The 25,036-nt window shown below is 57.4% G+C and carries 26 protein-coding genes; 16 read left to right on the plus strand and 10 right to left on the minus strand.

Features of this window, described 5'->3' with window-relative positions; translation table 11 throughout:
• Positions 1-60 precede the first annotated feature (60 nt).
• The 8 genes from R2940_09740 (at position 61) to R2940_09775 (ending at position 6,767) form a co-directional block, all read left to right on the plus strand.
• Positions 61-195 carry a hypothetical protein gene (locus tag R2940_09740; protein MEZ4600051.1) on the plus strand — a complete coding sequence of 45 codons (135 nt, stop codon included), beginning with the start codon at positions 61-63 and terminating at the stop codon, positions 193-195.
• Positions 196-221: 26 nt separating this feature from the next.
• Complete coding sequence (locus R2940_09745) at positions 222-1,403, plus strand: glycosyltransferase family 1 protein (protein ID MEZ4600052.1); 1,182 nt, start codon at positions 222-224, stop codon at positions 1,401-1,403.
• Positions 1,404-1,667: 264 nt separating this feature from the next.
• Entirely contained in the window at positions 1,668-2,237 is a 570-nt protein-coding gene (locus R2940_09750; protein ID MEZ4600053.1) for a phosphatase PAP2 family protein, read from the plus strand.
• A 234-nt stretch (positions 2,238-2,471) separates the two neighbouring features.
• Positions 2,472-3,122, plus strand: a complete 651-nt coding sequence (locus tag R2940_09755; GenBank protein ID MEZ4600054.1) for a DUF5666 domain-containing protein — start codon at positions 2,472-2,474, stop codon at positions 3,120-3,122.
• 341 nt (positions 3,123-3,463) lie between these two features.
• On the plus strand, positions 3,464-4,663 hold the full coding sequence (serB, locus tag R2940_09760) for a phosphoserine phosphatase SerB (GenBank protein ID MEZ4600055.1): 1,200 nt from the start codon (positions 3,464-3,466) through the stop codon (positions 4,661-4,663).
• Positions 4,660-5,352 carry a DNA/RNA nuclease SfsA gene (sfsA, locus tag R2940_09765; GenBank protein ID MEZ4600056.1) on the plus strand — a complete coding sequence of 231 codons (693 nt, stop codon included), beginning with the start codon at positions 4,660-4,662 and terminating at the stop codon, positions 5,350-5,352. The genes serB and sfsA overlap by 4 nt, the downstream gene beginning before the upstream one ends.
• Before the next feature lie 12 nt (positions 5,353-5,364).
• Entirely contained in the window at positions 5,365-5,538 is a 174-nt protein-coding gene (locus R2940_09770) for a hypothetical protein (protein ID MEZ4600057.1), read from the plus strand.
• Positions 5,520-6,767 carry a nucleotidyltransferase gene (locus R2940_09775; GenBank protein MEZ4600058.1) on the plus strand — a complete coding sequence of 416 codons (1,248 nt, stop codon included), beginning with the start codon at positions 5,520-5,522 and terminating at the stop codon, positions 6,765-6,767. The genes R2940_09770 and R2940_09775 overlap by 19 nt, the downstream gene beginning before the upstream one ends.
• A gap of 62 nt (positions 6,768-6,829) precedes the next feature.
• On the opposite strand, the gene R2940_09780 is transcribed toward R2940_09775, so the two are convergent.
• Genes R2940_09780 through R2940_09790 form a run of 3 tightly spaced genes read right to left on the minus strand, consistent with a single transcriptional unit; the run spans position 6,830 to position 8,808 of the window.
• Positions 6,830-7,459 (minus strand): hypothetical protein, encoded by a 630-nt coding sequence (locus tag R2940_09780; protein MEZ4600059.1) that lies wholly within the window; start codon positions 7,457-7,459, stop codon positions 6,830-6,832.
• Between the two features lie 34 nt (positions 7,460-7,493).
• Positions 7,494-8,216, minus strand: a complete 723-nt coding sequence (locus R2940_09785; protein ID MEZ4600060.1) for a TPM domain-containing protein — start codon at positions 8,214-8,216, stop codon at positions 7,494-7,496.
• 1 nt (position 8,217) lies between these two features.
• Positions 8,218-8,808, minus strand: coding sequence for a LemA family protein (locus R2940_09790; GenBank protein ID MEZ4600061.1), 591 nt, complete (start codon positions 8,806-8,808; stop codon positions 8,218-8,220).
• Between the two features lie 290 nt (positions 8,809-9,098).
• Between R2940_09790 and R2940_09795 the strand changes: the two genes are divergently transcribed.
• Together R2940_09795 and R2940_09800 are read left to right on the plus strand one after the other, a co-directional pair.
• A complete protein-coding gene (locus tag R2940_09795) occupies positions 9,099-10,232 on the plus strand; it encodes an FAD-dependent oxidoreductase (protein ID MEZ4600062.1) in 1,134 nt (377 codons plus the stop codon).
• Positions 10,233-10,298: 66 nt separating this feature from the next.
• Positions 10,299-11,150 carry a rhodanese-like domain-containing protein gene (locus R2940_09800; protein MEZ4600063.1) on the plus strand — a complete coding sequence of 284 codons (852 nt, stop codon included), beginning with the start codon at positions 10,299-10,301 and terminating at the stop codon, positions 11,148-11,150.
• On the opposite strand, the gene R2940_09805 is transcribed toward R2940_09800, so the two are convergent.
• Both R2940_09805 and R2940_09810 read right to left on the minus strand, forming a co-directional pair.
• Complete coding sequence (locus R2940_09805) at positions 11,096-12,316, minus strand: endonuclease/exonuclease/phosphatase family protein (protein ID MEZ4600064.1); 1,221 nt, start codon at positions 12,314-12,316, stop codon at positions 11,096-11,098. The two genes, R2940_09800 and R2940_09805, sit on opposite strands and share 55 nt — an antisense overlap.
• 2 nt (positions 12,317-12,318) lie before the next feature.
• A complete protein-coding gene (locus R2940_09810; GenBank protein ID MEZ4600065.1) occupies positions 12,319-12,966 on the minus strand; it encodes a sugar transferase in 648 nt (215 codons plus the stop codon).
• A 288-nt stretch (positions 12,967-13,254) separates the two neighbouring features.
• Here R2940_09810 and R2940_09815 point away from each other — a divergent pair, with 288 nt between their 5' ends.
• Positions 13,255-13,866, plus strand: coding sequence for a DUF502 domain-containing protein (locus R2940_09815; protein ID MEZ4600066.1), 612 nt, complete (start codon positions 13,255-13,257; stop codon positions 13,864-13,866).
• 140 nt (positions 13,867-14,006) lie between these two features.
• Here R2940_09815 and hflC read toward each other — a convergent pair whose 3' ends face one another.
• The gene (hflC, locus tag R2940_09820) at positions 14,007-14,939 is read right to left on the minus strand and encodes a protease modulator HflC (GenBank protein ID MEZ4600067.1); all 933 of its coding nucleotides are present in this window, start codon (positions 14,937-14,939) and stop codon (positions 14,007-14,009) included.
• Entirely contained in the window at positions 14,936-15,958 is a 1,023-nt protein-coding gene (gene hflK / locus R2940_09825) for an FtsH protease activity modulator HflK (protein MEZ4600068.1), read from the minus strand. The genes hflC and hflK overlap by 4 nt, the downstream gene beginning before the upstream one ends.
• A 181-nt stretch (positions 15,959-16,139) precedes the next feature.
• On the opposite strand from hflK, the gene clpS reads away from it, so the two are divergent.
• The 3 genes from clpS to aat all read left to right on the plus strand — a co-directional run bounded on the left by clpS (position 16,140) and on the right by aat (position 19,521).
• A complete protein-coding gene (clpS, locus tag R2940_09830) occupies positions 16,140-16,454 on the plus strand; it encodes an ATP-dependent Clp protease adapter ClpS (GenBank protein MEZ4600069.1) in 315 nt (104 codons plus the stop codon).
• Between the two features lie 11 nt (positions 16,455-16,465).
• A complete protein-coding gene (gene clpA, locus R2940_09835; protein ID MEZ4600070.1) occupies positions 16,466-18,709 on the plus strand; it encodes an ATP-dependent Clp protease ATP-binding subunit ClpA in 2,244 nt (747 codons plus the stop codon).
• 122 nt (positions 18,710-18,831) lie between these two features.
• Positions 18,832-19,521, plus strand: a complete 690-nt coding sequence (gene aat, locus R2940_09840) for a leucyl/phenylalanyl-tRNA--protein transferase (GenBank protein MEZ4600071.1) — start codon at positions 18,832-18,834, stop codon at positions 19,519-19,521.
• Between the two features lie 488 nt (positions 19,522-20,009).
• On the opposite strand, the gene R2940_09845 is transcribed toward aat, so the two are convergent.
• Together R2940_09845 and R2940_09850 are read right to left on the minus strand one after the other, a co-directional pair.
• Positions 20,010-20,741: a PilZ domain-containing protein gene (locus tag R2940_09845; GenBank protein ID MEZ4600072.1), complete on the minus strand. Its 732-nt coding sequence runs from the start codon at positions 20,739-20,741 to the stop codon at positions 20,010-20,012.
• Positions 20,742-20,927: 186 nt separating this feature from the next.
• The gene (locus R2940_09850; protein MEZ4600073.1) at positions 20,928-21,836 is read right to left on the minus strand and encodes an ATP-binding protein; all 909 of its coding nucleotides are present in this window, start codon (positions 21,834-21,836) and stop codon (positions 20,928-20,930) included.
• Positions 21,837-21,945: 109 nt separating this feature from the next.
• On the opposite strand from R2940_09850, the gene R2940_09855 reads away from it, so the two are divergent.
• Both R2940_09855 and rpsU read left to right on the plus strand, forming a co-directional pair.
• Complete coding sequence (locus tag R2940_09855) at positions 21,946-23,058, plus strand: class I SAM-dependent RNA methyltransferase (protein ID MEZ4600074.1); 1,113 nt, start codon at positions 21,946-21,948, stop codon at positions 23,056-23,058.
• Between the two features lie 104 nt (positions 23,059-23,162).
• Positions 23,163-23,357 carry a 30S ribosomal protein S21 gene (gene rpsU / locus R2940_09860; protein MEZ4600075.1) on the plus strand — a complete coding sequence of 65 codons (195 nt, stop codon included), beginning with the start codon at positions 23,163-23,165 and terminating at the stop codon, positions 23,355-23,357.
• A gap of 154 nt (positions 23,358-23,511) precedes the next feature.
• Here rpsU and R2940_09865 read toward each other — a convergent pair whose 3' ends face one another.
• Positions 23,512-25,002: a glyceraldehyde-3-phosphate dehydrogenase gene (locus R2940_09865; GenBank protein MEZ4600076.1), complete on the minus strand. Its 1,491-nt coding sequence runs from the start codon at positions 25,000-25,002 to the stop codon at positions 23,512-23,514.
• Positions 25,003-25,036: the final 34 nt, after the last annotated feature.

Consider the following 25,036-nt stretch of genomic DNA (forward strand, 5'->3'; position numbering starts at 1 on the left):
TAACCGTAATCTAACCGGTTGCAACTTTAATCTGCACATCATTCAATTTCAGGGAGCGAGATGATGGAGAGCGCCGCCTTGTTGCTGCTGCTGGTCGGTTTGGCTGTCTTCGGCCATTTCAATTACCGGCACATCCTGCGGTCCGCCCGGAATCTGCAGCAGATCTGCGAGAAGGAAAATCTTTCCGGAAAATAAGCGGTGCCTGACCGGGAAGTGACGTCATGAACTTACGCCTGACAATTGTTTCAGAAACTTATTTCCCGCAGATAAACGGCGTTTCCCGGACTCTGGACAAGCTGGTTGGGCACTGTCTTGATCAGGGCGACCAGGTACAGCTGATCGTGCCGCACTACGATGAGCCGATCGGGCCATCGAGACCCGGGGAAGTGCGCAACGAACTGGGCGGGTTCTGTCTCCCTTTCTATCGAGAGATCATTCTGCCCCTGGTTTCTCCGCGAAATATCCGTCGCCGGCTGCAGGGCTTTGGCAGTCAGTTGCTGCATATCGCCACCGAAGGACCCCTCGGTTGGTCCGCGCTGCAGGCGGCCGCCAATCTCGGCCTTCCCGTAATAAGCTCCTATCACACCAACTTTCCACAGTATCTGGGCCAATACCGGGCCGGTTGGATGACTCCTGTCGCCTGGAAATATCTGCGCTGGTTTCACAATTCCACCCTGATGACCTTGTGCCCTACACCTTCCATCCGGGACATGCTCGAGGCGAAGGGGTTCCGCAATGTCGATCTCTGGAGCAGAGGGGTCGACAGCCGGCTGTTTCATCCGCGCCGGCGGAGCCCGGAATTTCGCCGTTCCCTGGGCTTCAACGATCGTGACATCGTGCTGGTCTATCTCGGCCGCCTGGCTGTGGAGAAAAACATCGACATGCTCCTGGACGCCTGGCGTCAGCTCCCCGAAAAGGCGCCCATTCGCCTGCTGGTGATTGGGGACGGGCCTCAGAGGGAGCGGCTGGAAAGGATGGCGGGAGACAGGGCGGTGTTCGCCGGTTACCGCAAGGGGGAAGATCTCGCCAACATGCTGGCAGTCGGTGATCTGCTGGTTTTCCCTTCCCTGACCGATACCTTCGGCAACGTCATGCTCGAGGCCATGGCCTGCGGTCTGCCCGTCCTCGGTTTTGACGTATCCGGACCAAAAGACGTCCTGACCGACGGCCGGACCGGCATCCTGGTTCGGAAAATTACCGCCCAGGCCCTGACACGGGCGATCGACGAATTGGCGAAAAATCCCGAATTCCTTGGCGAAATGGGCCACCAGGCGAGGGTCTTTGCCGAGAATCAGAATTGGTCCCACATTATGGAGCAGATCCGTGAGCATTACCTCTCTTTCGCCCTTTGTCGAACCCGATGCCGGGAACGATCCGCTCATGCTGACCGACATTTTGCATGATAGCCAACGCAAATCCCATTTCCCTATAGGTCGATCCTCTGGTGGATCACCTCAAAGTCATCAATGGACTTTTCGTCGATCGCCGTTATGGCCCGAAGGGTACAACGGCCCAATTTCAATCTTCCTGAAGCTTTTCTCGCCCTCCGAAGCCGATCTGCCGACCAACTTTCTTATGTAGATCTGACGGTCGTTTAACCTGGGTCTAACGAGCCGAGGTTAGCCTTCAGACGGATTCATCATTAAGTAGGCCGAAAGGAGGCGGAGATGGATAATTCCTGTCTGCTCAAGCAAGCTCCTCCAGGGTATGTTCAAAGATTGACCGCCTGTGAAGCCGTTTTTATCCGGCAGATATGCCTGCTGCGTCATTATCCCTGGCTGACCAATCTTTTCAAGGTGATCAGCCGGATGGGAGACGGGCCCCTTTGGGGAGCGGTGGGTGTGTTTCTGCTGCTCTTCGGCCAGGGTCGGGAGCGGTTGGCCGTGGCCGCCGCAGCGGTGGTGGCATTGCTGTCGATCACCCTCTTTACCTGCCTGAAAAAGCTGATTCGAAGGCCGCGGCCGAGCGAACTGTGGAAGGATATCTCCTGTCTGGTGCAGCCCCCCGATCGTTACTCCTTTCCCTCGGGTCATACCATGACGGCGTTTTCCATGTACGGCACCTTTGCCACACTCCTTCCCGGCTCCGGTTGGTATTTCTTCCCTCCGGCGCTGCTGATCGGGGTTTCGCGGGTATTTATCGGCGCCCATTACCCCAGCGACGTGGTTATCGGAGGGGTGCTGGGCATCGTCATCGGCCACTCGGTAGCCCTGGTAACGGTTTTCCTGGTCTACTGATCGGGATTTCTAACGTAATTTTCTTCCGATGTCCCAAGGTCCGGGTAACCCCCGGATAGCGCTTCCCCCCACCCAAAGCGCCTCCCACTCTGTAATTGGCCGACCGAACAAGGTCGGCCGTTTTTTTCCAAAAGCCCTCGTCCCTGGATATTAGAAGGCCTTGAAGGGCTTGCGGAAGGTTTTATTCTTCTATCAAGAGTACGGGTATGAATGACAACCACAAAGGAGGCAGGTATGAAGCGGCCACAAAGAATAACAGGTTGTCGGTTCCCGGCAGCCTGCCTGCTTTTCGTCCTGATGGCGATCGTCACAATCCCCGCCTTCGCGCAAAACCCCTATGGCAAACCGGATGAAAGCTGGATCAGTATCAGCGGAACAGTGGAGGAAGTCAGGTCCGATGCCTTCACTTTGAACTATGGCAAGGGGACGATTCTGGTGGAGATGGACGACGGTGACCGGGATGCCGACGGTTATAAACTGGTCGCGGGGGACCAGGTGACGGTCAACGGCAAGATCGACGATGATTTTTTCGAAAGGACCACCATAGAGGCCAGCAGCGTCTTTGTGGTCAAGCTCGGCACCATCTTTTTCGCCAGCAGCGCCGACGAGGAGGATTACCTGACCCACAACGCCGACCCCGTCGTCCTGACCGGCATAACAGTTCAGGGGACCGTCACCGCCGTGGGCCGGGAAGAGTTTATGATCAATACCGGCGAGCGGAGGGTCACCGTCGAGGTGGACGAGATGGCCTTCAATCCCCTGGATGACGAAGGTTATCAGAAAGTGGAACCGGGGGATTTCGTGCGGGTGAATGGCTATATCGATGACGATTTTCTGGAGGGGCGGGAACTGGTGGCCGGCTCGGTGATCGAACTCAGGGACTAGAGTCCAGCCAAATTGGAGGGAACCAGGCAGGGCTGAAAAGGGCCAGCCCCATATTAAACTTATGGTTTTTCCGAATCGAAATCGTTATCGAAATCGAAATCGGGGGTCAGCCTTCCGGTTTTCAGAGCCAAAGGCCGATTTCGATCCCGATCCCGATTTCGATTTGGATAAAAAACTTGAAAAATCCTTTTACGGGCGGACTGCCCGGCAGATCTCCCGGCTGAAAGCCGTCATTACAAGTCACAGGGATTTTGACCGAGCAAGGAGATGGTTGTGGCCTGCTGAGGATTCAGGTTAATATGGGGCCGTTTTTTTCGAACGTGCTTTCGGAGAGTGGCCCTATGAACAACAAACTGGTTCTCATCACCCTGATCGGCCCTGACCGGCCGGGGATTCTCGCCGCAGTCACCGGCTGCATCGCCGCTACCGGCGCCTGCATTCGCGATATCGAACAGAGCGTGACCCACCGGCTGATGCTGCTGTCACTGCTGATCGATTTTTCCGCCCAGGGCAGCGATCAGAAACCGCTGATCAAGGACCTGCTTTTTCTGGCCAAGGAACTCGGCCTCGAACTCGATTTCGAGGTGGTCGAGGAAGAGGACTATCAGGCCTTGCAGTCCTCCCGTTACGGCTACGTGCTGACCATGCTCGGCAACCGGGTCGATGCCGGCCCCCTGTACAAAGTAGCCTCCCTGCTGGCGGATTGCGGGATCAACATCGAACGGATCAACAAGCTGACCCGAGGGCATCTGCGCTGCGTCGAGTTTTTTCTCAACGTGCCCCACGGTACCGACATCAAAGGGATGACCCGGCAGTTGCTGAAGGCCGGTGGGGAGCTGAGGGTCGATATCGCTGTCCAGAAGGAAAACCTCTACCGGCGCGCCAAGCGTCTGGTGGTGATGGATATGGATTCGACCCTGATCCAGATCGAGGTCATCGACGAATTGGCGCGACTGGCGGGTGTCGGCGAACGGGTGGCGGCCATCACCCACCGGGCCATGAACGGGGAGATCGATTTCTGCCAGGCTCTGCGGGAGCGGGTCGCCCTGCTGCAAGGCTTGCCGGCCGATACCCTGGAGCAGGTCTACCGGGAGATTCCTTTCACCCCCGGCGCCCGCAATCTGGTTGCGATCCTGCGCCGTCTCGGTTTCAAGACGGCGGTCATTTCCGGAGGATTCGATTTCTTCACCGATCGCCTCAAGGCCGAACTGGGTCTCGACTACGCCTTCGCCAACGCCCTGGAGATCGTCGATGGCCGGGTCAGCGGCCAGGTGTCTGGGCGCATCGTCGACGGTTTGCGCAAGGCTGAGCTGCTCGAGGAGATCGCTGCCAACGAAGGCATCGCCCTCAGTCAGGTGATCGCCATCGGCGACGGCGCCAACGATCTGCCGATGCTGGGCAAGGCGGGCCTGGGTATCGCCTTCAATGCCAAGGCCCGGGTGCGGGAACAGGCAGATTATCACATCAGCCAAAATAGTCTGGACTCGATCCTCTACCTGCTCGGTATTGCCGAGTGGGAGATGGCGGAGTTGTCGGCATGAAGTTGCCGTCGCCGCTGATCGAAGGCCGGCTGGTCCGGCGCTATCAGCGTTTTCTGGCCGATGTCGAACTGTCGGACGGCACCCTGATCACTGCCCATACCCCCAACACCGGCAGCATGAAACAGTGCGCCGTCCCAGGCCACCGGGTGCTCCTTTCCCGGGCCGAAAACCCCCTGCGCAAACTCGCCTATACCCTGGAGCTGATCCAGGTCAATGGTCACTGGGTCGATACCCATACCCATCGCACCAACCGGGTGGTGGAGGAGGCGCTGCGGGAAGGATGGATTGCCGATTTGGCTGGGTACCGGGTCACGCCCGAGTATCGTTATAACGACAGCCGGCTCGATTTTCTGCTCGAAAAGGAAGAGGGGCGTGTTCTGGTTGAAGTCAAGAACGTCACCCTCTGCGATCCCCCCCGAACCGCCTGTTTCCCCGACGCCGTCACCACCCGCGGGCAGAAGCACCTGCGGGAATTGATGACCGCCGTAGGGAAGGGTTTTCGGGCGGTAATCTTTTTTCTCGTGCAGCGGGGGGAAGCGACCGCCTTCTCCCCGGCCGACGCCATCGACCCAATCTACGGCCGGTTGCTCAGAGAGGCCTCTGCCTCAGGGGTGGAGGTGCTGGCCTACCGGAGCGTGGTCACCCCCGAGGAGAACCGGGTGGGGAAGCGGCTGCCGGTGGTGTTGTGAAAAGTGGACGGTGTGGACGATGTGGACGTGATGGACGTGATGGACGTGATGGACGGCGTGGACGGCGTGGACGGCGTGGACGGCGTGGACCGGGTTGTTCACCAAATCCACAAAGTCCACAAAGTCCACAAAGTCCACAAAGTCCACAAAGTCCACAAAGGTTTTCTATGCGCGCCGTCGGCCTGATCACCGAGTACAACCCTTTTCACAACGGCCATCTCCACCACCTTCGCGAGAGCAAAAAAATCGCCGGGGCAGACGTGGCCGTTGCAGTCATGAGCGGGCATTTTCTGCAGCGGGGGGAGCCGGCCCTGGTCGACAAATGGCGACGTACGGCCATGGCGCTGGGGGCGGGGGTTGATCTGGTGTTGGAGCTGCCTTTCGCCTTCGCCTGCCAGAGCGCGCCCTATTTCGCCAAGGGGGCGGTGCAGTGCCTGGAGGCCCTGGGGGGCGTCGATGCCCTCTGTTTCGGCAGCGAGGCCGGGGATCTGCCCTCATTGCAACAAGCCGCGGCAATGATCGCCGGGCGACAACCTGAGCTCAGGCAGGGCACGGCCGCCAGGCTGCGGAAAGGGGTGTCTTATCCCGCCGCCAGGGCCGACCTGATGGCCGAATGGACGGGCAATTCTGCCGCTGATTCCCTGCTCGGCTCGCCCAACAACATCCTCGGCCTGGAGTATCTGCACGTTTTGACGAACATCGGCAGCCCGATCAAGCCCCTGACCATCCGCAGACTGGGTCCCGGTTATCACGACCCCGAGGCGTCGGGTGAAATTGCCAGCGCCACGGGCATCCGCCGCATGCTGGCGGAGGGGCGGCCGGTCAGGGCTTTTCTTCCTGAGGGGAGCGGGGCTCTGCTGCAGGAGGCCATGGCGGCGGGGCAGGTTGTCGACTTCGATCTTTTGCATCGGCTGGTGCTCAACCAGATATTCCGCGGCCGCGATGCACTGAAAAACATCTATCAAGTGGAACAGGGCCTGGACCGAAGACTCGTCGATGCCGCCGTGGAAAGCAGCGGTTGGGAGGATCTGCTCGACCGCCTCAAGGTCCGGCAGTTGACCCGCACCCGGATTCAACGGGTCCTCTGCTATGTCCTCAACGATGTATCCGGGCAGATCATGCAGGAGTGCATCGAGGCGGGTCCGCGCTATCTTCGCCTGCTGGGTGCCGGCGAGCAGGGGCGGCGTTTTCTGGCGGCAACCCGCGAGAAGCGGAGTCTGCCGATTCTCGACAACCTTTCCCGGGTCCCGGCGATTCTGAAGAGGTTTTTCGGGGCTGACACACACTTTTTCAGGCTGGCCTCGCAAATGCTGGAACTCGATCTGCGGGCCACCAGAAACTATACATTGATGCTGCGCGGATGGCAGGGCGGCAACCGCAATCTCGATTTTTTCCGGGAAGTTCTATCTGTTTGAAGCGGGAGGAAGGGGCGACGCGAATCGCCGGTACGCTGAGAATCGCCCTTAGGGCATCGTTTTTATTCGATGATCAGATTGGGAAGTTCATTGCGGTCGCCTGCCTGCAACGGAAACTGTTCCGCCAGGATGGCGCCGCAGCGGCCTATGGCCCGGCAGAGGGCCTCGCAGGCCTGGCCCTGGTGCAGGCCGTCAATGATCATATCGACGATTTCCTGCCATGTCTGTTGCGGCACGACGGCGTTTATGCCGCGATCGGCCAGCACCTCCACCCGGTGCTCGAAGAGGCAGATCAAAATCAGGATGCCGGTTTCGTCCCTGGTGTGGTGAAGGCCCTGTTCGACAAAAGCGACCAGAGCCCGTTCCCTGACTTCTGCATCGATTTCCTCATTGGCAATGAAGCAGCGTTTGAGGTGAGGAAGATAGCGGATCAGCCATTTGCAGGGCAGATAGAGTAGCAGAAAGGCAGGCAGGAACGACCACAGAGAAGCGTGCCACCAGTACCAGCTGATGAGGGAGGCGAGCCCGAGGGCGAAGAAACCGCCGCCGATAATCTCGGCACGGGGGTAATCATGGGCCGCTTCCACCACCATCGGCACGATTTCGCCGCTGGTGCGGGTTTCCGCCTTTTCCACCGCCTCCTCGATGCGGCGTTTCTCTTCATCAGAAAAAAAACCACCCGTTCGTTTCACGCTGCACCTCGCTCCTGGCTCCTCGCCACCTGCATCACCAACGCCCCGAAGCCCCGCCGCCGCCGAAGCCGCCTCCTCCTCCGCTGAATCCGCCTCCGCCGAAGCTCCCGCCGCCGAAGCCGCCCCCTCTTCCGCCATAGCCGCCGAAAAGGCCGCCGCGCCGCGAGCGGGAGTGGGGCAGGAAGAGCCGTAGCAGGGTCGGGCCGACGAAGAACAGGAAAAACAGCAGGCCGAAGGGGCTTCGTTTTCTCTCCCCATTCCGTTGGGGTTTTCCCTGATATTCCCCTCGAACCGCTTCCGTCATGGCCTGAACACCGGCGCTGATGCCGCCATCAAAATCGCCCTGACGGAACCGGGGTGTGATCTCGTCGTCGATGATCCGTCCCGCCAGCAGATCGGTCAGGCGCCCTTCGAGGCCATATCCGACCTCGATCCGAATCTGACGGTCGTCCCGGACGACCAGCAGCAGAGCGCCGTTGTCGTGCTCCTTCTGCCCGACGCCCCAGGTTTCCGCCACCCGCAGGGCATATTCCTCCACAACTTCGCCATTCAGGGCCGGCATGGTCAGAACGACGAGTTGGGTGGAATCGCTTGCTTCAAAAGAGCGCAGGAAATCCTCAAGCTGTCCCTCGGTTTCGGAGCTGATCATTCCTGCACGGTCGGTCACATAACCGTCCGGGTTGGGCACCTCGAGAGCCCAAACCGGCAGGGCGGTGCAAAGAAAAAGCAGAAGTGCAATGAGTCGGCAAACGGCCATGTCAGAATTGTACCTGAGGGGCCTGCTCGGCACCCGGCTGGGCCTTGAAGGGAGTTTTGCGCTCCAGGTTCAAAAGAAACTTGTTGGTCAGGTTGCCGGGAAAGGTGCGAATCGAGCTGTTGAAAGTCTGCACGGCCTGATTGTAGCGCTGCCGGGCGACGTTGATGCGGTTTTCCGTACCTTCCAGCTGGTGCTGCAGATCCCGGAAATTCTGATTGGCCTTGAGATCCGGGTACTGTTCGGCAACCACCAGCAGTCGCGACAGGGCACCCGACATCGATTCCTGGGCCTGCTGAAAGCGGGCGAGGGCGGCCGGATCGTCGAGCTGTGCGGCATCGACCTGCACCTGGCCGATTTTCGACCGGGCTTCCGTGACCGCCTGCAGGGTTTCCTTTTCGTGGGCGGCGTAGGCCTTGACCGTTTCCACCAGATTGGGGATCAGGTCGGCGCGACGCTGATAGGTGGCTTCGACATCGGCCCAGGCGGAGAAAACCGCCTCCTCGTTTTCCTGAATCTGGTTATAGCCGCAGCCGGAAAGGGCAGACAGAAGCATGAGGAGCAGGGAAAGGACCAACAGATTTTGTTTTCGCATGATCGAATCTCCTGGGTGTCAGATACAGGTCAAGTACCCGTAAATATTAGAGGACACCGGGTGGTTTGTAAAGGTCGTTCTCCATCGCCGCCCTGCAGGCAGAAGGTGAGATTTGACAAGACCCGGATTGAATCTATCCTCTTTAGCAGAATGGAAAATTTCCACATCGGAATTTCGATTTCGGTATGAATTTGGATACCGCAGTTCTGGAGGAGCAGTCGGGAAGGGCCTCAGCCCCCTTGCTTTAGTTTCAGGACTCCTGTCTTTCCTGATGGAAAGGAGGGATCTTCATGGGGAAGCGTCTGGCGCTGGTCGGAGGCGGCCATGCCCACATGACCGTCATGCTGCGCCTGGCTGAGTATGTTGAGCGGGGCCATCAGGTAACCCTGGTCAGTCCAAGCCCCTATCATTACTATTCCGGCATGGGCCCGGGCATGCTGGGAGGATTCTACCGTCCACAGCAGGTGCGGTTTCACATCCGAAAGCTGGTCGAAAAGCGTGGGGGGGTATTTGTCGAGGATCGGGTGACGAGGGTTCTGGCTCCCGAACACCGGCTGGAGCTCGCATCCGGAAGACATCTCGAGTACGACGTAGCCTCCTTCAACACCGGCAGCGGAGTTCCCATGGAAAGGGTCGGCGCTCTGGGGGATGACGCCGTTCCGGTCAAGCCGATTCACAATCTTTCCAGGATTCGCCGTTGGATTCTCGATCAGATGCGGATTCGCTCTCTCGATCTGCTGGTGGTGGGGGGCGGCCCCGCCGGAGTGGAACTGGCTGGCAACCTCTGGCGGCTGGTACGCCAGGCCGGAGGGGAGGCGCGGATTACTCTGGTGGCCGGACGTCACCTGCTGAACGGTTTTCCGGAAAAAGCCAGACGCATGGCCATGATGTCGCTGTCGAGACGGGAGATTCGGGTCATCGAAGGGGCGAGAGCCGTTGAGGTCAGCCGAGGCCTTGCCCATCTCGACGATGGCAGTGAAATCCCCTACGACAGGGCATTGGTGGCCGTGGGTGTCGAACCGGGGTCACTATTTCGAGAATCCGGGCTTCCCGTGGGGGAGGACGGCGGCCTCCTGGTGAACGACCGGCTGCAATCGGTCAGCTGGCCGGAGCTCTTCGGCGGCGGGGATTGCATCAGCTTCCAGGACCGCTCTCTGCAGAAGGTCGGGGTTTATGCGGTGCGGCAGAATCCGATACTTTTCCACAACCTGCTTGCAGCATTGGAAGGGCGTAACCTGACGACTTTCGAACCCCAGAAGCATTTTATGCTGATTTTCAATCTGGGTGACGGAAAGGGGCTCTTCATAAAAAATCGCTGGGTATGGCAGGGGCGTCTGGCTTTCACCTTGAAGGATTGGATCGACCGAAGGTTCATGGGCAGATTTCAAAGGGTTGGAGAATTGACCGAGGCCGACAGGAATTGATGTTTTTGCAATTGACTCGGCATGCCCGAATGCTCCCGAGAAAAGGTTATTGAAGGAGAGGATATTATGGGGTTGCTGGATTATTTCAAGCCGGTGCAAACCTGGAGTGCCGAACAGGTGCGGCAGTATCTGGATACCCACAGGCCGCAGGACTACAATCTGGTCGATGTTCGCCAACCCGGGGAGTACCGGGAAGGGCACCTGCCGGGAGCACAACTGATCCCGGTGAAGGAACTGGAGGGCCGTCTCGGTGAGCTCGACCCCGGAAAGCAGACTATTACCTACTGTGCTGCGGGAGTGCGCAGTCGCGCCGGTACCTCGATTCTGCAGAACGCCGGCTTCGAAAAGGTCGTCAGCATGTCCGGAGGAATCCATGGCTGGAAAGGGATGGTGGCAGAGGGGGAATTGGAACTGAACAGGGCATGGTTTTCCACTGCGCGCTCTCCGGAAGATTATATCGGTCTCTCCTGGCTGCTCGAAGACGGCACCCGGCAATTTTATGCGGAATTGGAAAAAACGGCTGAAAATGACGACTTCAAAAGCTTTTTCCGGGAACTGGTGACGGCCGAAGAGCAGCACAAATCATCCTTGCGAACCCTTTACCAGGGACTCCACGAAAACCATTCCCACAGGAAATTTCCCGAAGCAGTGGTGTCGGAACTGCCGCCCCGGACAATGCTTGAAGGCGGGGTGCCCTTGACCGAGGCCCTGCAATGGGTGGAGGGGAAAAGTCTGCACCAGGTGCTGCAGCTGGCCGTTGCTCTTGAAGCCAACGCCTATGACCGTTACCTGTTAATGCGGCGTGAGGCTGGGGATGAGCAGAGTCGCTCCATTTTCAATCACCTGGCCGAGGAGGAAAAGATTCACCTGCAGCTTCTTTCGGACCGACTTGACAGAATTCTGGAAAACCCGGTTTGAACCTGCTTGATAAAGCTATTAAAACCGGTCTGCAGCGTCTCTCTTTTTTCTGCGGCTGCAGCCGGTTGGGGAGGAATTGTTCGAGGGGTCATGGCAGTCAAGCCCGGCCCTTTTGTCAGCACGAGCCTAGCCACTACCGGGAAATGATCGGACCCTGCCGATTCGTCCAGGGTTTCTGCGCAGAGCGCGGCAAAGTGCGAGTTGTAGAAAATATGATCGATACGCACCAGCGGCCATGAGGGCAGAAACCTTTGCCAGGCGTGGCGTTCGGCCGGGTAGGAAAAGCCGAAACCCCAGCCGGCCTCCCAGTGGGCATTGTCCAAATATCGGGACAGCAGTGCGTAGGTTTCGCTCATGTCAGTGGTGTTAAAATCCCCGCCAAGAATGACCGGTTCATCGGTTACCAGAATATCTTCCCGCAACAGGGTCTGCATCTGCCGGTGCCGCCGCTGCCAGTTGCCCCGCAGGGGGTGGACGTTGAAAACGGTAATCCCGCCGGCGGGCGTTTCCACCCTCACGGCCTGCATCTTTCCTTTCCGTCTGTTGGTCGCCAACTCGCTGACCGGATAACGGCTGCCCGTCGCCTGCATTATAAGTGGAGCGTAGGCGAAATCCCAGGGGCTGTCTTCAAGGCCGGTTGAAGCGGCCAAAAATTGCTGAAGCTCTTTCATCTGGAAAGGTTCAATTTCCTGCAGCAGCAGGATGTCGGGATTTTCCCTTTCGATCAGTTCGGCCACTGACTGCAGAGAGTGATTTTCCGACCAGACATTGAAGCTCATAACCTTGAGTTCGGGATGATTTTCAAAAGGACGGATCTTTTTGGGGAGGAAAACCGGCAGGTAATGGTAGGCAATGATCAGAGCCGGAAGCGCCAGAGCCAGCACCAGCCAACCCCGGCGAGTGAGGACGGACGGGACCATCGCGGCCAGAAGGCCGAAAAATACCCATGGCAGCAGGTATTGGGTCAGACGAACCGCAAGCAGGCGGTCCCCCCAGACCCACCCTGCAAAAAGTAAGGCTGTCATGGACAGGGCAAAGAACCAGAGCCCGTGCCAAAGAATCCCGGATAGCATTCGGTCAGCAGAATTTCCGTCTCCGGCATGCTTCTCTGTTGGCGGGTCACCGTCGCCGGAGAAAGGTTTGCGGGACCAGGGTCGTTTGGACATCTTCAAGGCTTGCCCGTGATTCTATCGTCTGCGGACCTTTCCAGCGACAGATCTGTTTCAACCGTAATAGCGTCCGCTACGGCTCCTTCACGGGTTAACACTCTCCAAACCGTCAAAGCAAGAATTTTGATGTCCAGCCAGAGCGACCAGTTTTCCACATACCAGGCATCCAAAGCCAATCTCTCGTCCCAGGGAAGATAATTTCGTCCCCGGACCTGAGCCCAGCCGGTCATGCCGGGTCTGACATCCTGACGTTTTTGCTCGTTCGGGCGGAAATACTTCACATATTTCATCATGAGAGGCCGAGGCCCGACCAGGCTCATTTCACCTCGGATGACATTGATGAGCTCCGGAAGTTCATCCAGGCTGCTGCTGCGAAGGAATTTTCCGAACTGTGTCAAGCGCTGCGCGTCGGGCAAAAGATTGCCATGGAGATCCCTCGCGTCCGTCATGGTGCGGAATTTGATGATCGTGAACGGCTGGCACCGGAGTCCGGGCCGCTCCTGCCGGAAAAAAATCGGAGTCCCGAAATGGATACGAACCAGGCCGGCCAGAATTACCATCAGCGGGCCGGCAAGCACAAGGGCGACCAGGGCCAGAAGAATATCCATGACCCGCTTTACCTTGAAAGCACTGCTTCTGCCGATCATGCGACACCTCAATCCCTTGTGAGGATGATACGCTTCGAAAAATCCCTTTTTCTGCCGACGCCCGGGAAGGGGCCATGGATTCGGCAAACGATCTGTGTGCAGCCAAAAGGAATAACAAAAACCTGGCATCTTACAATCTCTGCCAGTTGAAAAGTTTGGAGGAGATCCTCGGGGCGAGACGAGTGAAAAAGATTTTAGCCTGAGCTGTGTTGATGTAAAATGCCTGCAATCTTCATTCAACTGAGGAAAATCATGACATCGGCATGGAAGCAAATTGGAAAGATTCTCATGCAAGGACTGCTGGCAATGCTGCCGGCTCTGCTGACCCTCTATATCCTCTATTGGCTGATCTGGTCTGCGGAAACGGTGCTGGGGGCGGTTTTTATTGCGCTGCTTCCGGAGGGCTGGTACATCCCGGGCATGGGACTGCTGGCGGGACTTTTCGTGACCTTTCTGGTCGGTCTCGGCCTGAGAGCCTTTTTGGTCAGGAAGCTGGTCTCGTTCGCCGAAGGCGCTCTCAACCGCGTGCCTCTGATCAAAACCCTTTACGGCTCAGTCAAGGATTTCATCGGGTTTTTCGCTGCCCAGAGCCGGCGGGAATTCAACCAGGTAGTAACCGTAGAACTTGAGTTTGGAGGAGTCCCGATGCGTCTGCTCGGGTTCGTTACCCGCAGTGATTTCGAAGGGCTTCCGTCCGGAATCGGCGGTCCCGGGGAGATTGCCGTCTATCTTCCCCTGAGCTACCAGATAGGCGGTTACACGGTGATTCTTTCAAAGGAATTGGTCAAGCCGGTTGATATTTCCACGCACCGCGCCATGGGATTCGTCCTCACCGGCGGTATGATTGCCGAGAAAGGCGTCGGGCGCGGCCCGGCGGTGGTGAAAGATCAAAACCTCTAACCGGGTCATGTCTTGCACCACAGAGCTCACAGAGGGCATAGAGGAAAATCCTGCTCCTGACTTTGTCATTCCTGAAAATTGAAAAGCGGGGCCGAATGAGAACGGCCCCGCTTTTCACGTTGTTGCTATTTTCCCCAGAGCTATCGGCTTTTCTGCAGATAGCGATAGAAATCGCTGTCGGTGGAGATCACCAGCCTGCCGTTGTTGCCGATGGATTTGTGATAGGATTCGAGGGTGCGCATAAAGGCGTAAAATTCACGGTCCTTGCCGTAGGCCGAAGCATAGATGGCGGCGGCTTCCGCATCGGCCCGGCCCCGGATTTCCTCCGCCTTGCGGTAAGCCTCCGAGTTGATGGTTTTCAGCTCCCTTTCCATCTGGCCGAGAATATCGGCTTTTTCTCCTTCGCCTTCGGAACGGAACTCGGCAGCGACCTTCTTCCGCTCGGAGATCATCCGCTCATAGACTCGCTGACGGACCTGCTCCACGTAGTTGATGCGTTTGATCTGGACGTCGATCAGTTCGATACCGTATTCAGGTGTGCTGACCCGGGCTTTTTCGAGAATGTCGGTCAGGATCTGTTCATGGCCGGTCAGTTGATCGGTGGGGACCGGGATCCCCTCGATTTCGATCTCTTCAGCTGCCCCACCGGGGGGACGGTAGTCTCTGCCCCGAACCAGTTCGACCAGAAGGTGGCCGGATACCGCATCCCGCACCACCGAGTCGATAATATCGTCCAGACGGCTCTGGGCGCCCTGTTCGGTTGCCACGGTCTTGAAGAAAAGCAGCGGGTCTGCGATACGCCAGCGGGCGGTGGTGTCGAGAAAAATGTAGCGCTTGTCCTTGGTCGGAATCTGGTTCGGATCCCCGTCCCATTTCAGGATCCGTTTTTCAAAGCGGTGCACCGTCTGGATGAAGGGGATCTTCAGGTGCAGGCCGGGGGTCAACACCCCGCCCACCGGTTTGCCGAACTGGGTGACCAATGCCTGCTCGCCCTCCCGGACGACCACCAGCGGCGAGTTGACGTAACCCACGACCACCAACAGGGCCACCAGAACGATCAGAAACAATCTCATGGCTGCTCTCCTTTCTTTTCGCTCCTCAGGGGAAGGAGGGGCAGGGCCGCGGAGCCGGCCTGGTCCATGACATAGACTTCTTCGAGCTGGGGCAGGATCTTTTCCAGGGTTTCCAGGTAGAGCCGCTGCCGGGTCACTTCCGGGGCCTTGCGGTATTCGGTGAGCAGGGCGAGAAACCGGCTGGTTTCGCCCAGTGCCCTGTTGGTGCGTTCAACGGCATACCCCTCTGCCTCCTGGATTGTGCGTCGCGCTACGCCTCGGGCCTTGGGGACCTCGCGATTGTACTGCTCCCGCGCCTGAAAGATCAGGCTTTCCTTCTGCTGCTCCGCCTCGTTGACTTCGTTGAAGGCGGCCTTGACCGGATCAGGCGGGTTAACGTCCTGAAACTTCACGGTCACGATGCGGATGCCGCTGTCGTAGGTATTGAGGATCTCCTGCAACTCCTTGTAGATTCTGTCGGCCAGCACTGCCCGTTCGGTGGTCAACACCTCGGTCACGTTGGAGTTGCCCACCACCTTGCGCACGACGGCCTCGGATAGGTCGCGGATCGTTTCCTCGGGATTCACGATCCGGAAGAGGTACTTGAAAGGATCGGCGATCTGGTACTGAACGATCCATTCCACATCGCTGACGTTGAGATCTCCGGTCAAGGTCAGGGACTCGTCCTCGAGATTCCTTTTGGTGTAGGTGGTGCGCACGCCCGCCTCAAGCGTCCGGAAGCCGAACTCTTCCTTGAGGACCCTCCCGGTCTTCACCTTGTAGACGCGGTCGACGCCGAAGGGGATTTTTAAATGCAGCCCCGGTTCAGCGGTGCCGCTGTATCGGCCGAAGCGCAGCAAAACCCCGGTTTCCTCCGTATCCACCTTGAAGAAGCTGGTGAGGATCAGGATCAGCAGCAGCAGGATGAGCAGGAACAGGAAGAGGCTTCGATGCGATCTGCCGGCCTTGAAGTGCCGGGCCATGTTGCTGACTTTCTGTTCCAGCGAATGGGGGGAAGAGGGTCCCCGTGACTGGTTCATAAGTCCTCCTTGTGGGATTCTTTAGGCTCTCATTTCATGAAAAAATCGCTGCTAGTTGTGCACTATAGCACATGGTCGGTCAGAACCCGTTTGAAAAAAACCTGCAGTCTCAACCCTTGGAAGATAACGAAAAGTTATGCTAGGATAATTTCAAAATCATGCATTTGAGGAGGACGGACCTGTGAGCGAAAAGATTCCGTCTGGAGGGGCAAGGGTCGAAAGGAAAACAGGCGTCAGGACGGCGCCGCCCGTTCGTTACAAGGTGCTCATGCACAACGATGACTACACCACCATGGAATTCGTGGTGAGCACCCTCGAGTCGGTATTCCGCAAGCCCTCTGCAGAGGCAAACCGCATCATGCTGACCATTCACAACCAGGGAGTGGGGATCTGCGGTATCTATCCGCATGAGATCGCTGAAACCAAGGTGGCCAGAGTGCACAACCTGGCCCGCCAGGCCGGCTTTCCCCTGAAATGCAGCCTGGAAGAGGTTTGAAGGGAAAACCTATGTTTGCACAGGAAGTCCAGATCACGTTTTCGCTGGCTGTTCGTGAGGCGCAGAAGCGCCACCATGAATACCTGACCACGGAACATATTCTTTACGCCATGCTTCTCGAACAGCATGGCCAGGAGATTATTGCGGCCTGCGGCGGAGATCTGGAGTCTCTCAAGCATCTGCTCGAGGAGTTTTTCGTGGATCAGATGGTCAGCTTGCCGGGCGACCAGGAAGTGATTCCGGAACAGACCATCAGCCTGCAGCGGGTTCTGCAGCGAGCCGTGCTCCACCTTCATTCTGCAGGCAAGAAGGAGATTTCCCTCGGCGATGTTCTTGCCGCCATGCTCGAGGAAAAGAAATCCCATGCCGTCTATATTCTCGAGACCCAGGGGATCAGCCGGCTTGACGTCCTCAACTACATATCCCACGGTATCAGCAAGGCTTCTGCAAAGAATCAGCAAAAGCCCGGCGACGAGCAGAACAAGCCGGCCGAACAGGAAACCCCGAAGGGTCCGGAAACCGATCCCCTGAAGGCTTTCACCGTGAATCTGCTGGCGAGAGCGCGCCAGGGTCGCATCGATCCTCTGATCGGACGAAGCCTTGAACTGGAGCGCACCGTTCAGGTCCTCTGTCGGCGACGTAAGAACAACCCCATTTATGTCGGCGAGCCGGGGGTCGGCAAGACCGCCATGGCTGAAGGCCTGGCATTGATGATCCACGAAGGGCGGGTCCCCGACCTGTTGCAGGGCGTCACCATTTACCTGCTCGACATGGGTGCGCTGCTGGCCGGCACCAAATTTCGCGGCGATTTCGAAGAGCGGCTCAAAGGGGTTCTGAAATCCCTGGAAAACCGCAGGGATGCCATTTTGTTCATCGATGAGATCCATACTATCGTGGGAGCGGGAGCGACCAGCGGGGGCTCTCTGGATGCGTCCAACATTCTCAAGCCGATGCTGGCCAGCGGTGAATTGCGCTGCATAGGCTCCACCACTTATGAGGAATACAAGAACCTGTTCGACAAGGACCGGGCCCTGTCCCGACGTTTTCAAAAAATCGATATCGTCGAGCCAACCGTCGAGGAGACTGTGGCTATCCTGAGTGGGTTGCGGGACAAGTATGAAGCCTTCCACAAGGTTCAATTCACCGATGACGCCTTGCGGGCCGCGGCTGAACTGTCCGCCCGCCATATCAATTACCGCCATCTTCCGGACAAGGCGATCGATGTGATCGATGAAGTCGGAGCGGCCTGTCGCCTCGCCCCGGTTCCGAAGCAGACGGTTACCGTCGCCGATGTGGAAAAAGTTGTCGCCTCCATGGCGCGGATTCCCGAGCGGACCGTTTCCACCAACGACCGGAGACGGCTGAAATATCTCGCCCGGGATCTCAAGCGTAAGGTTTTCGGCCAGGACGAAGCCATCGATGCCATGTGCCGTTCAGTATTGAGGGCCAGGGCCGGATTGGGCCATCCCGACAAGCCGACCGGTTCCTTCCTCTTCACCGGACCCACGGGGGTCGGCAAGACCGAAGTCGCCCGGCAGCTGGCGGAGCAACTCGGCGTGGAGTTCTTGCGCTTCGACATGAGCGAATACATGGAAAAGCACTCCGTCGCCCGCCTGATCGGGGCTCCTCCCGGTTATGTCGGGTTCGAGCAGGGAGGATTGTTGACCGATGCGGTGGTCAAGCACCCTTACGCCGTACTGCTTCTCGATGAAATCGAAAAGGCCCATCCCGACCTGTTCAACATTCTGCTCCAGGTCATGGACCACGGTACTCTGACCGACAATAACGGCAAGCATGCCGATTTCCGCAACGTGGTGCTGATCATGACCAGCAACGTCGGCGCTCGTGACCTGAGTGCGAAACCGATCGGATTCGGGCAGGGAGGCATTACGGGCAGCAACAAGAATGCTGTAGAGCGCACTTTCTCCCCCGAATTCCGCAATCGGCTGGATGCCATGATTTCCTTCCGCGCCCTGAGTGAGGAAACCATGCTCCTGATCGTGGACAAATTTATTCAGGAGTTGCGCAAGCGGCTGGTAGACCAGAAGGTCGAGATCAAGCTTTCCGCTCCCGCGCGCACCCTGCTGGCCCGCCGAGGCTTCGATCCCGTTTACGGCGCCCGGCCGTTGGCGCGCCTCATCCAGACCGAGATCAGCGATGTCATCGCCAACGAAATCCTCTTTGGCCATCTGTCCAGGGGGGGGACGGTGAATGTCGGCTGCCGCCAGGATACACTGACCTTCCGTTACAGCTGAGCCAAGCCGGGCGTCGTTGCCGTTAACCGCCTCATCTATTGACGGCAACGACGACCGCTCCGCTGCCGCTTCATGGCGAGGATGGTTGGTCATGCCCCTGCTTCAGAATCCCCGACTCTCTTATGCCCATCTTTCGTCTGACAGACCGGCTGATTTTTCCCGACCCTGAACTGGCCGAGCCCGAGGGGTTGCTGGCTGTTGGCGGGGATCTTTCTCCAGAAAGACTGCTGCTCGCTTATTCCATGGGTATCTTCCCCTGGTTCAACGAGGGCGAACCGATCCTCTGGTGGAGCCCGGATCCCCGTTGCATTCTCGAACCGGGCGAAGTGAGGGTCAGCAGGCGGTTGGCCAGGTTCATGAAGAGCAATCCTTTCAGGATCACCTTTGACCAGGCCTTTCATCAGGTTGTCAGCAGTTGTGCCGACCTGCGCCGCGGACAGGGGCAGGGTACCTGGATCACCGCCTCCATGGCGGAGGCGTATGGCCGCTTGCATGAACTCGGTTATGCCCACTCCGTAGAAGCATGGCAGGACGATTTCCTGGCCGGTGGGCTCTACGGTGTTGCCCTCGGTCGCTGCTTCTTTGGCGAATCGATGTTTTTTCGTGTCACCAATGCATCAAAAGTTGTATTTTGCACTTTGGCCCGGCGCCTTGCCGAACTGGGCTATCGGCTGATCGACTGCCAGATCTCTTCACAACATCTGTTCTCGCTCGGGGCCGCAGGGGTGACCCGGCGGGAGTTTCTGAGGAGGCTGGCTGAGGGTGAGGTCAGGCCGAGCCGGCATCCATCCCGCGGGGTTTTTCCTGCCTGATACAGTTTTTTCCTGATCGTGTCGAGGTGAAACAGTCTTTTCGATCCCGACTCCGAACCTATGAGGAAGCTGACTTGCGAGCAGTTTTTCCAGTTAAAAATTGTTGAAATCAGGAAGGAGATGTGGATAAAAAAGGGTGTGTTTTTTGCCTAAAAATTAGGCAATGAGCTACAACCCCAGGTCCAGTCGGCATATGCGAACTGCCTTGGGGGTGTTCCCCACAGGGTTTTCCACGAAGCTGTGGATGGAGCCGAATTTGCTATATTTTTCAAAAGATTACCGATTCTGATCAGAGGACGGCGAGGTGCCGCAGAAGGTCACGTTGAATATGTCAGGTTGACGAAAAAGATTAAACCTTTTTTCTAGAAAGTGGTCAAAAGGCGGGGATTTCAGCCCAAAAACGTCTATTCTCCAAATATTTCCTCGAGGGGCCTGGGGCTGTCTGTAGGGATTGCCGATCCGGTCCCGGTACGCGGTCCCCTGGCTTGTTATGCCCTGGCCGGAGTTGACTTCATGGTTGCAGCAGCGAGGTCTTTTTTAATGAACTCCTCGATCCGTTCCTGATCGTTTTTAAGAATATTGAGAAACTGCAGGCCGGCCAGATAGCGCTCGGTTCCAGTCAAGGGGGATGACCAGACGACTTCACCCAGGGTACAGATCGGCTTTTCATCGGGGTGGAGTTCCAGCATCATCAGGCACAGGTCGTGGTTGGCAACAGGGGTTTTCAGGGCAGCGCGAAGGCCGGTACTGCTGATGTTGACCTCGCCCAGGGGGAGTATCGGGGCGCTGAGGGCGGCAGAAAGATCCTTCATTTTCTCGATCTGCTGTATCCATTTCCTGTAAAAGATACTGGAACCGGTTTTGGCCGAAAACTGCTGGAAACCGATGTGGGTGTTGATGCGCGGTTTCGGCTTTAAACGAAAAAGATTTAGATCGTAGTTGGCTTGCAGCCGTAACAATTTTCCCTTGGCAATCCCTCGAAAACTCCCCGTTGAACGTAGACCTATGCCGAAGCGTTCGGAAATGATTTCAATCTCCTGATTTTCAGAGGCGAAAAAAGGTTCGTTGATCTGCCAGGGATGAACCAGGGAAAGCTCAAACCTGCCATCATCATAGCTGACAAGTCTTGTATTGACCGATTCAATACGGAGAGAATCCGTATCGGGTTGAAACGTTTTCAGCAGAACTTTCTGGCCAGGCAGAAAATATCGGGTGTACATTGATGGAACCTCCCAAGGAATCGATTGTTTCCAAGGAATCGATTGTGATAGCCGGATGCAGGGCCGGGATGGCCCCAGGACTTTTGACAACCCCTATTGCACAGGCTCTTTTCCAGAGCAAGATGCATACCGACGCCGGGATTCTGTGCCAACGACGCGTTGCACCAGTCTCAGAAGCCAGTTGCGTCAACGGCCCTCTTTTCGGCTCAGCTGCCTCAGGGCCAGTTTTCCGGAAAGGTCATCGATGAATTGTCGGGCAACCCGCCCGGAGCGGGCGCCACGTTCCATGGCCCACTGCAGGGCTGCCGATTCCAGCGACTGCTGTTGGATGGCGAGTCCGCGGGAGGTCGCCAGATGCCGGACAATGGCAAGGAACGTATCCTGGGACATGGGGTAGAAACCCAGCGTGATGCCGAACCGGTCGGAAAGGGAAAGCTTTTCCGCAACCGCCTCTTCCGGGTGTATCTCCTGTTCTCCAGTGTTTTCGGCCAGATGTTCCGGCAACAGGTGACGCCGGTTGCTGGTTGCATAGACCAGAATGTTGTCAGCCCTCGCCTCGATGCTGCCTTCCAGAAGGGCTTTGAGCTCCCGGTAACCCGGGTCGTTTTCACTGAACGAGAGGTCATCGCAGAACAGGATGAAACGGTAGGGAAGGGGCCTTAGCAGGCCAGTTATCTCGGGAAGTTGGAACAGGTCTTCCTTCTGTACCTCCACCAGCCTGAGCCCGAGGGGGGCCAAAGGCAGAAGAAGTCCCTTGATGGCGGAGGATTTGCCATTTCCCCGTTCTCCCCAAAGCAGGACGTTGTTGGCTGGAAAGCCGTGGACAAACTGTTCCGTATTGTCGCGCAGCCGGTTCAAGGTACGATCTATCCCCAGCAGATCCCCGTGGTCGGGTAGATCGGGATAGGGGACTTCGGCCAGGAACCCCGCCTCCCCCTGGCGGCGCCAGCGGAAGGCCATATGTTTTTCGAAAAGGAGAGGATCGAAATGGAATTCTGCCAATTGGCGGGAAAGATATTCCACCCCGAGCTCCATGAGATGATCAAGTCGTTCCAAAAGGTATTCCCAATCGATGTCCAGATTGTCGAGTGTCATAAAACGGCGGCTCCTTTCGCAGATTAAGAGAGCCAATGATAGCAGAAAAGGTCCCTGTGGAAAATTGCCCTTTGTGTCCCTGCTGTCCTTTTTAAGAGGCAAGCTGAACTTGAAAAATCGAATTGACCAACTTTTTGCTGTCACGGCGCCCGGCCTGGAATCGGTCTGTGCCGAGGAGCTTGCCCTTTTGGGTCTGACAAACCGGATTGTTCCGGGCGGCGTGGAATTTTCCGGGGGACTGCGCGAGATCTATCTGACCAATCTCTGGTTGCGCTGCTCGAGCCGGATACTGGTGCGGTGGGAAGAGTTCCGCTGCCGGGACTTCCCCGCCCTTTACCGAAAGGCCCTTTTGTTGCCCTGGGGGCGTTACCTGAAAAAGGAGACGCCTCTGAAGATAAGGGTCACCTGCCACCGGTCCCGACTGCAGCATACCGGGAGGATCGCGGAAACTTTGCGCCAGGCCGCCGACCGGGCATTGGGCAGGGCCTCCAGCGATTTGGCTGCAGAAAGCGACCAGTGGCTGATGGTCCGGATGGAAGACGATGTCTGTCGGCTGTCGGTCGACAGTTCGGGAGAACTGCTCCATCGACGGGGTTACCGGGAGGATATCGGACCGGCTCCCATGCGGGAAACACTTGCGGCAGGCATTCTGCGTCTTCTCCAGTGGAATGGAGGAGTTCCTTTGGTCGATCCGATGTGCGGATCGGGCACGTTTCCCATCGAGGCGGCCTTGCTGGCCGGTCATTATGCCCCTGGGAGCCGCCGGTCTTTTGCCTTCATGAAGTGGCCACGTTACCGGCCCGGGCTTTGGCAGGCCCTGCTCAACGAGGCATCGAGTTCAGCCCTTGAAGTGGAGACACTGATCGCAGGCAGCGATTGCGATAACCTCGTGGTGGCAGCCGCGGCGCGGAATGCCGAACGGGCGGGAGTCAGGGGGAAAATCGTTTTGTCCAGGGCCGAGTTGGGCGAGCTTCAGCCCGTCGAGGGGCCTGGGCTCGTGCTGTGCAATCCCCCCTACGGGACCCGTCTCGGTTGCGACCGGGAGCTGGTTTCGTTGTACAGGCGGTTGGGGAAGACTTGCCGGGAAAGCTTCAAAGGCTGGCGCTTCGCCATGATATGCCCCGACCCGAATCTTGCGAAGGCAACCGGCATCCCCCTGCGTCAACTTTCAATGCTCAGAAATGGCGGGATTGAGGTCGCCCTGTTGACTGGGGATCTTTAAATAATTCCTGTTTTTGTCCTTGAAAAAACAGAAAAATGAGTCTAAAATGCTTTTTTGTCTTTGTAAGACAATAGAATTAAACAAGGGAAGCGAGGTGAGGTTCCGTGGAAATCCAGGTGGTCGACAACAACGTCGAAAAGGCCATTCGGGTGCTCAAGCGCAAGCTCCAGCAGGAGGGGTTGTTTCGTGAAATGAAGCAGCGCAAGTTTTACGAAAAACCCAGCGTCAAGCGGAAGCGCAAGGAAAAAGAAGCCCAGCGGCGACTGCGCAAGAAGATGCGGTTGATGAAGAAATTCTGATGCCTCGCAAAACCTTGGATGGATAAAAACAGAGAGGGCCGACATTGTTGGCCCTCTCTGTTTTTATGCAGAAGTTCGGGATCCGGATCCGCAATGGTAAAAAGCGTCTCCCCGGGAACGAGGGAGACGCTTTGGAGATTTTCGGCCGAGGGGATTAGATAGGGGTCGGCTCCGGTTCTTTCGTCGTTTCCTTGCTTTCGGACCGTTCGATCGGGAAGACCGGAAGCTCAAGGCCGGCGATTTTTTGTGCCAGCCTCATGACCTGGCAGGTATAGCCGAACTCGTTGTCGTACCAGACGTACAGCACGCACCGGTCGCCGTTCACGATCGTTGCAAGGGAGTCGACCACTCCGGCGTGGCGGGATCCGATGAAATCGCTGGAAACCATTTCCGGTGAATTGACATAGGCAATCTGGTTCTGCAGTGGGCTATGCAGCGCCATGTCCCGCAGATAGTTGTTCAGCTCCTCTACGGAGGTGGCTTTGTTAAGGGAGAGGTTCATCACGGCCAGGGAAACGTTGGCAACCGGAACGCGAATGGCGTTGCCGGTCAGTTTGCCGGCCAGTTCCGGCAGTGCTTTGGTCGAGGCTTTGGCCGCACCGGTTTCGGTAATGACCATGTTGAGAGCGGCGGCCCGTCCGCGGCGTGTTTTCTTGTGGTAGTTGTCGATCAGGTTCTGGTCATTGGTATAGGAGTGGCAGGTTTCCAGATGGCCGCTTGCGATGCCGAACCTGTCGTTGATTGCCTTGAGAACCGGGACTACGGCGTTGGTTGTGCAGCTGGCGGCGGAATAGATGTTTTCCTTGTCCGCAACCAGTTCATTGTTGATACCGAAAACGATGTTGGGAATATCACCCTTGCCCGGAGCAGTGAGGATGACTTTGGAAACACCTTTCGATTTCAGGTGGCGGCCCAGCCCTTCCCGGTCGCGCCAGATGCCGGTGTTGTCGATGACGATCGCATCCCGGATGCCGTAGACGGTGTAATCAATGTCCTCAGGGGCATTTGCATAGATCAGCCGGATCATGTTGCCGTTGGCAATAATGGCATTCTCTTTCTCGTCGAGGCTGATGACCGCTTCGAACTGGCCGTGGACCGAATCCCGCTCCAGCAGGCTGGCCCGTTTCATCAGGTCATCGTCGGTGCCTTTGCGAACCACGATGGCGCGCAATCGCAGCTTGTCACCGCCGCCCGTTTTTTCAATCAGCACCCGTGCCAGGAGCCGGCCGATCCGTCCGAATCCGTACAGCACCACGTCCCGCGGTTTCTGCAGCAGAGAGCCCTGTCCGTTGGTAATGGACGACAACTCCTCCCGAACAAAATCGTCGACGCTTTTTTTCTTTTTAAGTGAGCGGAAGCGGACGGTCAGCTTGCCGATATCGATACGGCAGGGGGACAGATCGAGCTTGCTGAGAGCTTGCAGGACAGGAAAGGTATCCAGGACCGACAAATCACTTTCCAGGACCTGCTGGGCAAAGCGATGAGCATTGCAGATCTCGATTGCCGACCGGTTTTGCAAAGCTTGGCCATAGACGTTGACGTTCACGCCCCGGTCGCGGTAAAGGCGGCCGATCAACGGCAGCATCGCCTCCGCGACTTCATCCTGTTTGATCCAGTCCTTGAGGTATTTTTCCTGTTTTTGCATGCTTGTTTACGCTCCCTTCCCCTTGCGAGATTTT

It is taken from the genome of Syntrophotaleaceae bacterium (assembly GCA_041390365.1).
Lineage (GTDB): Bacteria > Desulfobacterota > Desulfuromonadia > Desulfuromonadales > Syntrophotaleaceae > JAWKQB01.

Excerpts from the sequence above, each read along its gene's own strand:
- R2940_09810 (MEZ4600065.1), bottom strand. The coding sequence starts at position 12,966 with ATGATCGGCAGAAGCAGTGCTTTCAAGGTAAAGCGGGTCATGGATATT.
- R2940_09795 (MEZ4600062.1), top strand. The coding sequence starts at position 9,099 with ATGGGGAAGCGTCTGGCGCTGGTCGGAGGCGGCCATGCCCACATGACC.
- R2940_09845 (MEZ4600072.1), bottom strand. The coding sequence starts at position 20,741 with ATGTACACCCGATATTTTCTGCCTGGCCAGAAAGTTCTGCTGAAAACG.
- aat (MEZ4600071.1), top strand. The coding sequence starts at position 18,832 with ATGCCCATCTTTCGTCTGACAGACCGGCTGATTTTTCCCGACCCTGAA.
- R2940_09850 (MEZ4600073.1), bottom strand. The coding sequence starts at position 21,836 with ATGACACTCGACAATCTGGACATCGATTGGGAATACCTTTTGGAACGA.
- R2940_09815 (MEZ4600066.1), top strand. The coding sequence starts at position 13,255 with ATGCAAGGACTGCTGGCAATGCTGCCGGCTCTGCTGACCCTCTATATC.
- sfsA (MEZ4600056.1), top strand. The coding sequence starts at position 4,660 with ATGAAGTTGCCGTCGCCGCTGATCGAAGGCCGGCTGGTCCGGCGCTAT.
- R2940_09805 (MEZ4600064.1), bottom strand. The coding sequence starts at position 12,316 with ATGTCCAAACGACCCTGGTCCCGCAAACCTTTCTCCGGCGACGGTGAC.
- R2940_09745 (MEZ4600052.1), top strand. The coding sequence starts at position 222 with ATGAACTTACGCCTGACAATTGTTTCAGAAACTTATTTCCCGCAGATA.
- hflC (MEZ4600067.1), bottom strand. The coding sequence starts at position 14,939 with ATGAGATTGTTTCTGATCGTTCTGGTGGCCCTGTTGGTGGTCGTGGGT.
- R2940_09800 (MEZ4600063.1), top strand. The coding sequence starts at position 10,299 with ATGGGGTTGCTGGATTATTTCAAGCCGGTGCAAACCTGGAGTGCCGAA.
- R2940_09755 (MEZ4600054.1), top strand. The coding sequence starts at position 2,472 with ATGAAGCGGCCACAAAGAATAACAGGTTGTCGGTTCCCGGCAGCCTGC.
- R2940_09790 (MEZ4600061.1), bottom strand. The coding sequence starts at position 8,808 with ATGCGAAAACAAAATCTGTTGGTCCTTTCCCTGCTCCTCATGCTTCTG.
- R2940_09740 (MEZ4600051.1), top strand. The coding sequence starts at position 61 with ATGATGGAGAGCGCCGCCTTGTTGCTGCTGCTGGTCGGTTTGGCTGTC.
- R2940_09865 (MEZ4600076.1), bottom strand. The coding sequence starts at position 25,002 with ATGCAAAAACAGGAAAAATACCTCAAGGACTGGATCAAACAGGATGAA.
- serB (MEZ4600055.1), top strand. The coding sequence starts at position 3,464 with ATGAACAACAAACTGGTTCTCATCACCCTGATCGGCCCTGACCGGCCG.
- hflK (MEZ4600068.1), bottom strand. The coding sequence starts at position 15,958 with ATGAACCAGTCACGGGGACCCTCTTCCCCCCATTCGCTGGAACAGAAA.
- R2940_09750 (MEZ4600053.1), top strand. The coding sequence starts at position 1,668 with ATGGATAATTCCTGTCTGCTCAAGCAAGCTCCTCCAGGGTATGTTCAA.
- R2940_09775 (MEZ4600058.1), top strand. The coding sequence starts at position 5,520 with ATGCGCGCCGTCGGCCTGATCACCGAGTACAACCCTTTTCACAACGGC.
- clpA (MEZ4600070.1), top strand. The coding sequence starts at position 16,466 with ATGTTTGCACAGGAAGTCCAGATCACGTTTTCGCTGGCTGTTCGTGAG.
- R2940_09785 (MEZ4600060.1), bottom strand. The coding sequence starts at position 8,216 with ATGGCCGTTTGCCGACTCATTGCACTTCTGCTTTTTCTTTGCACCGCC.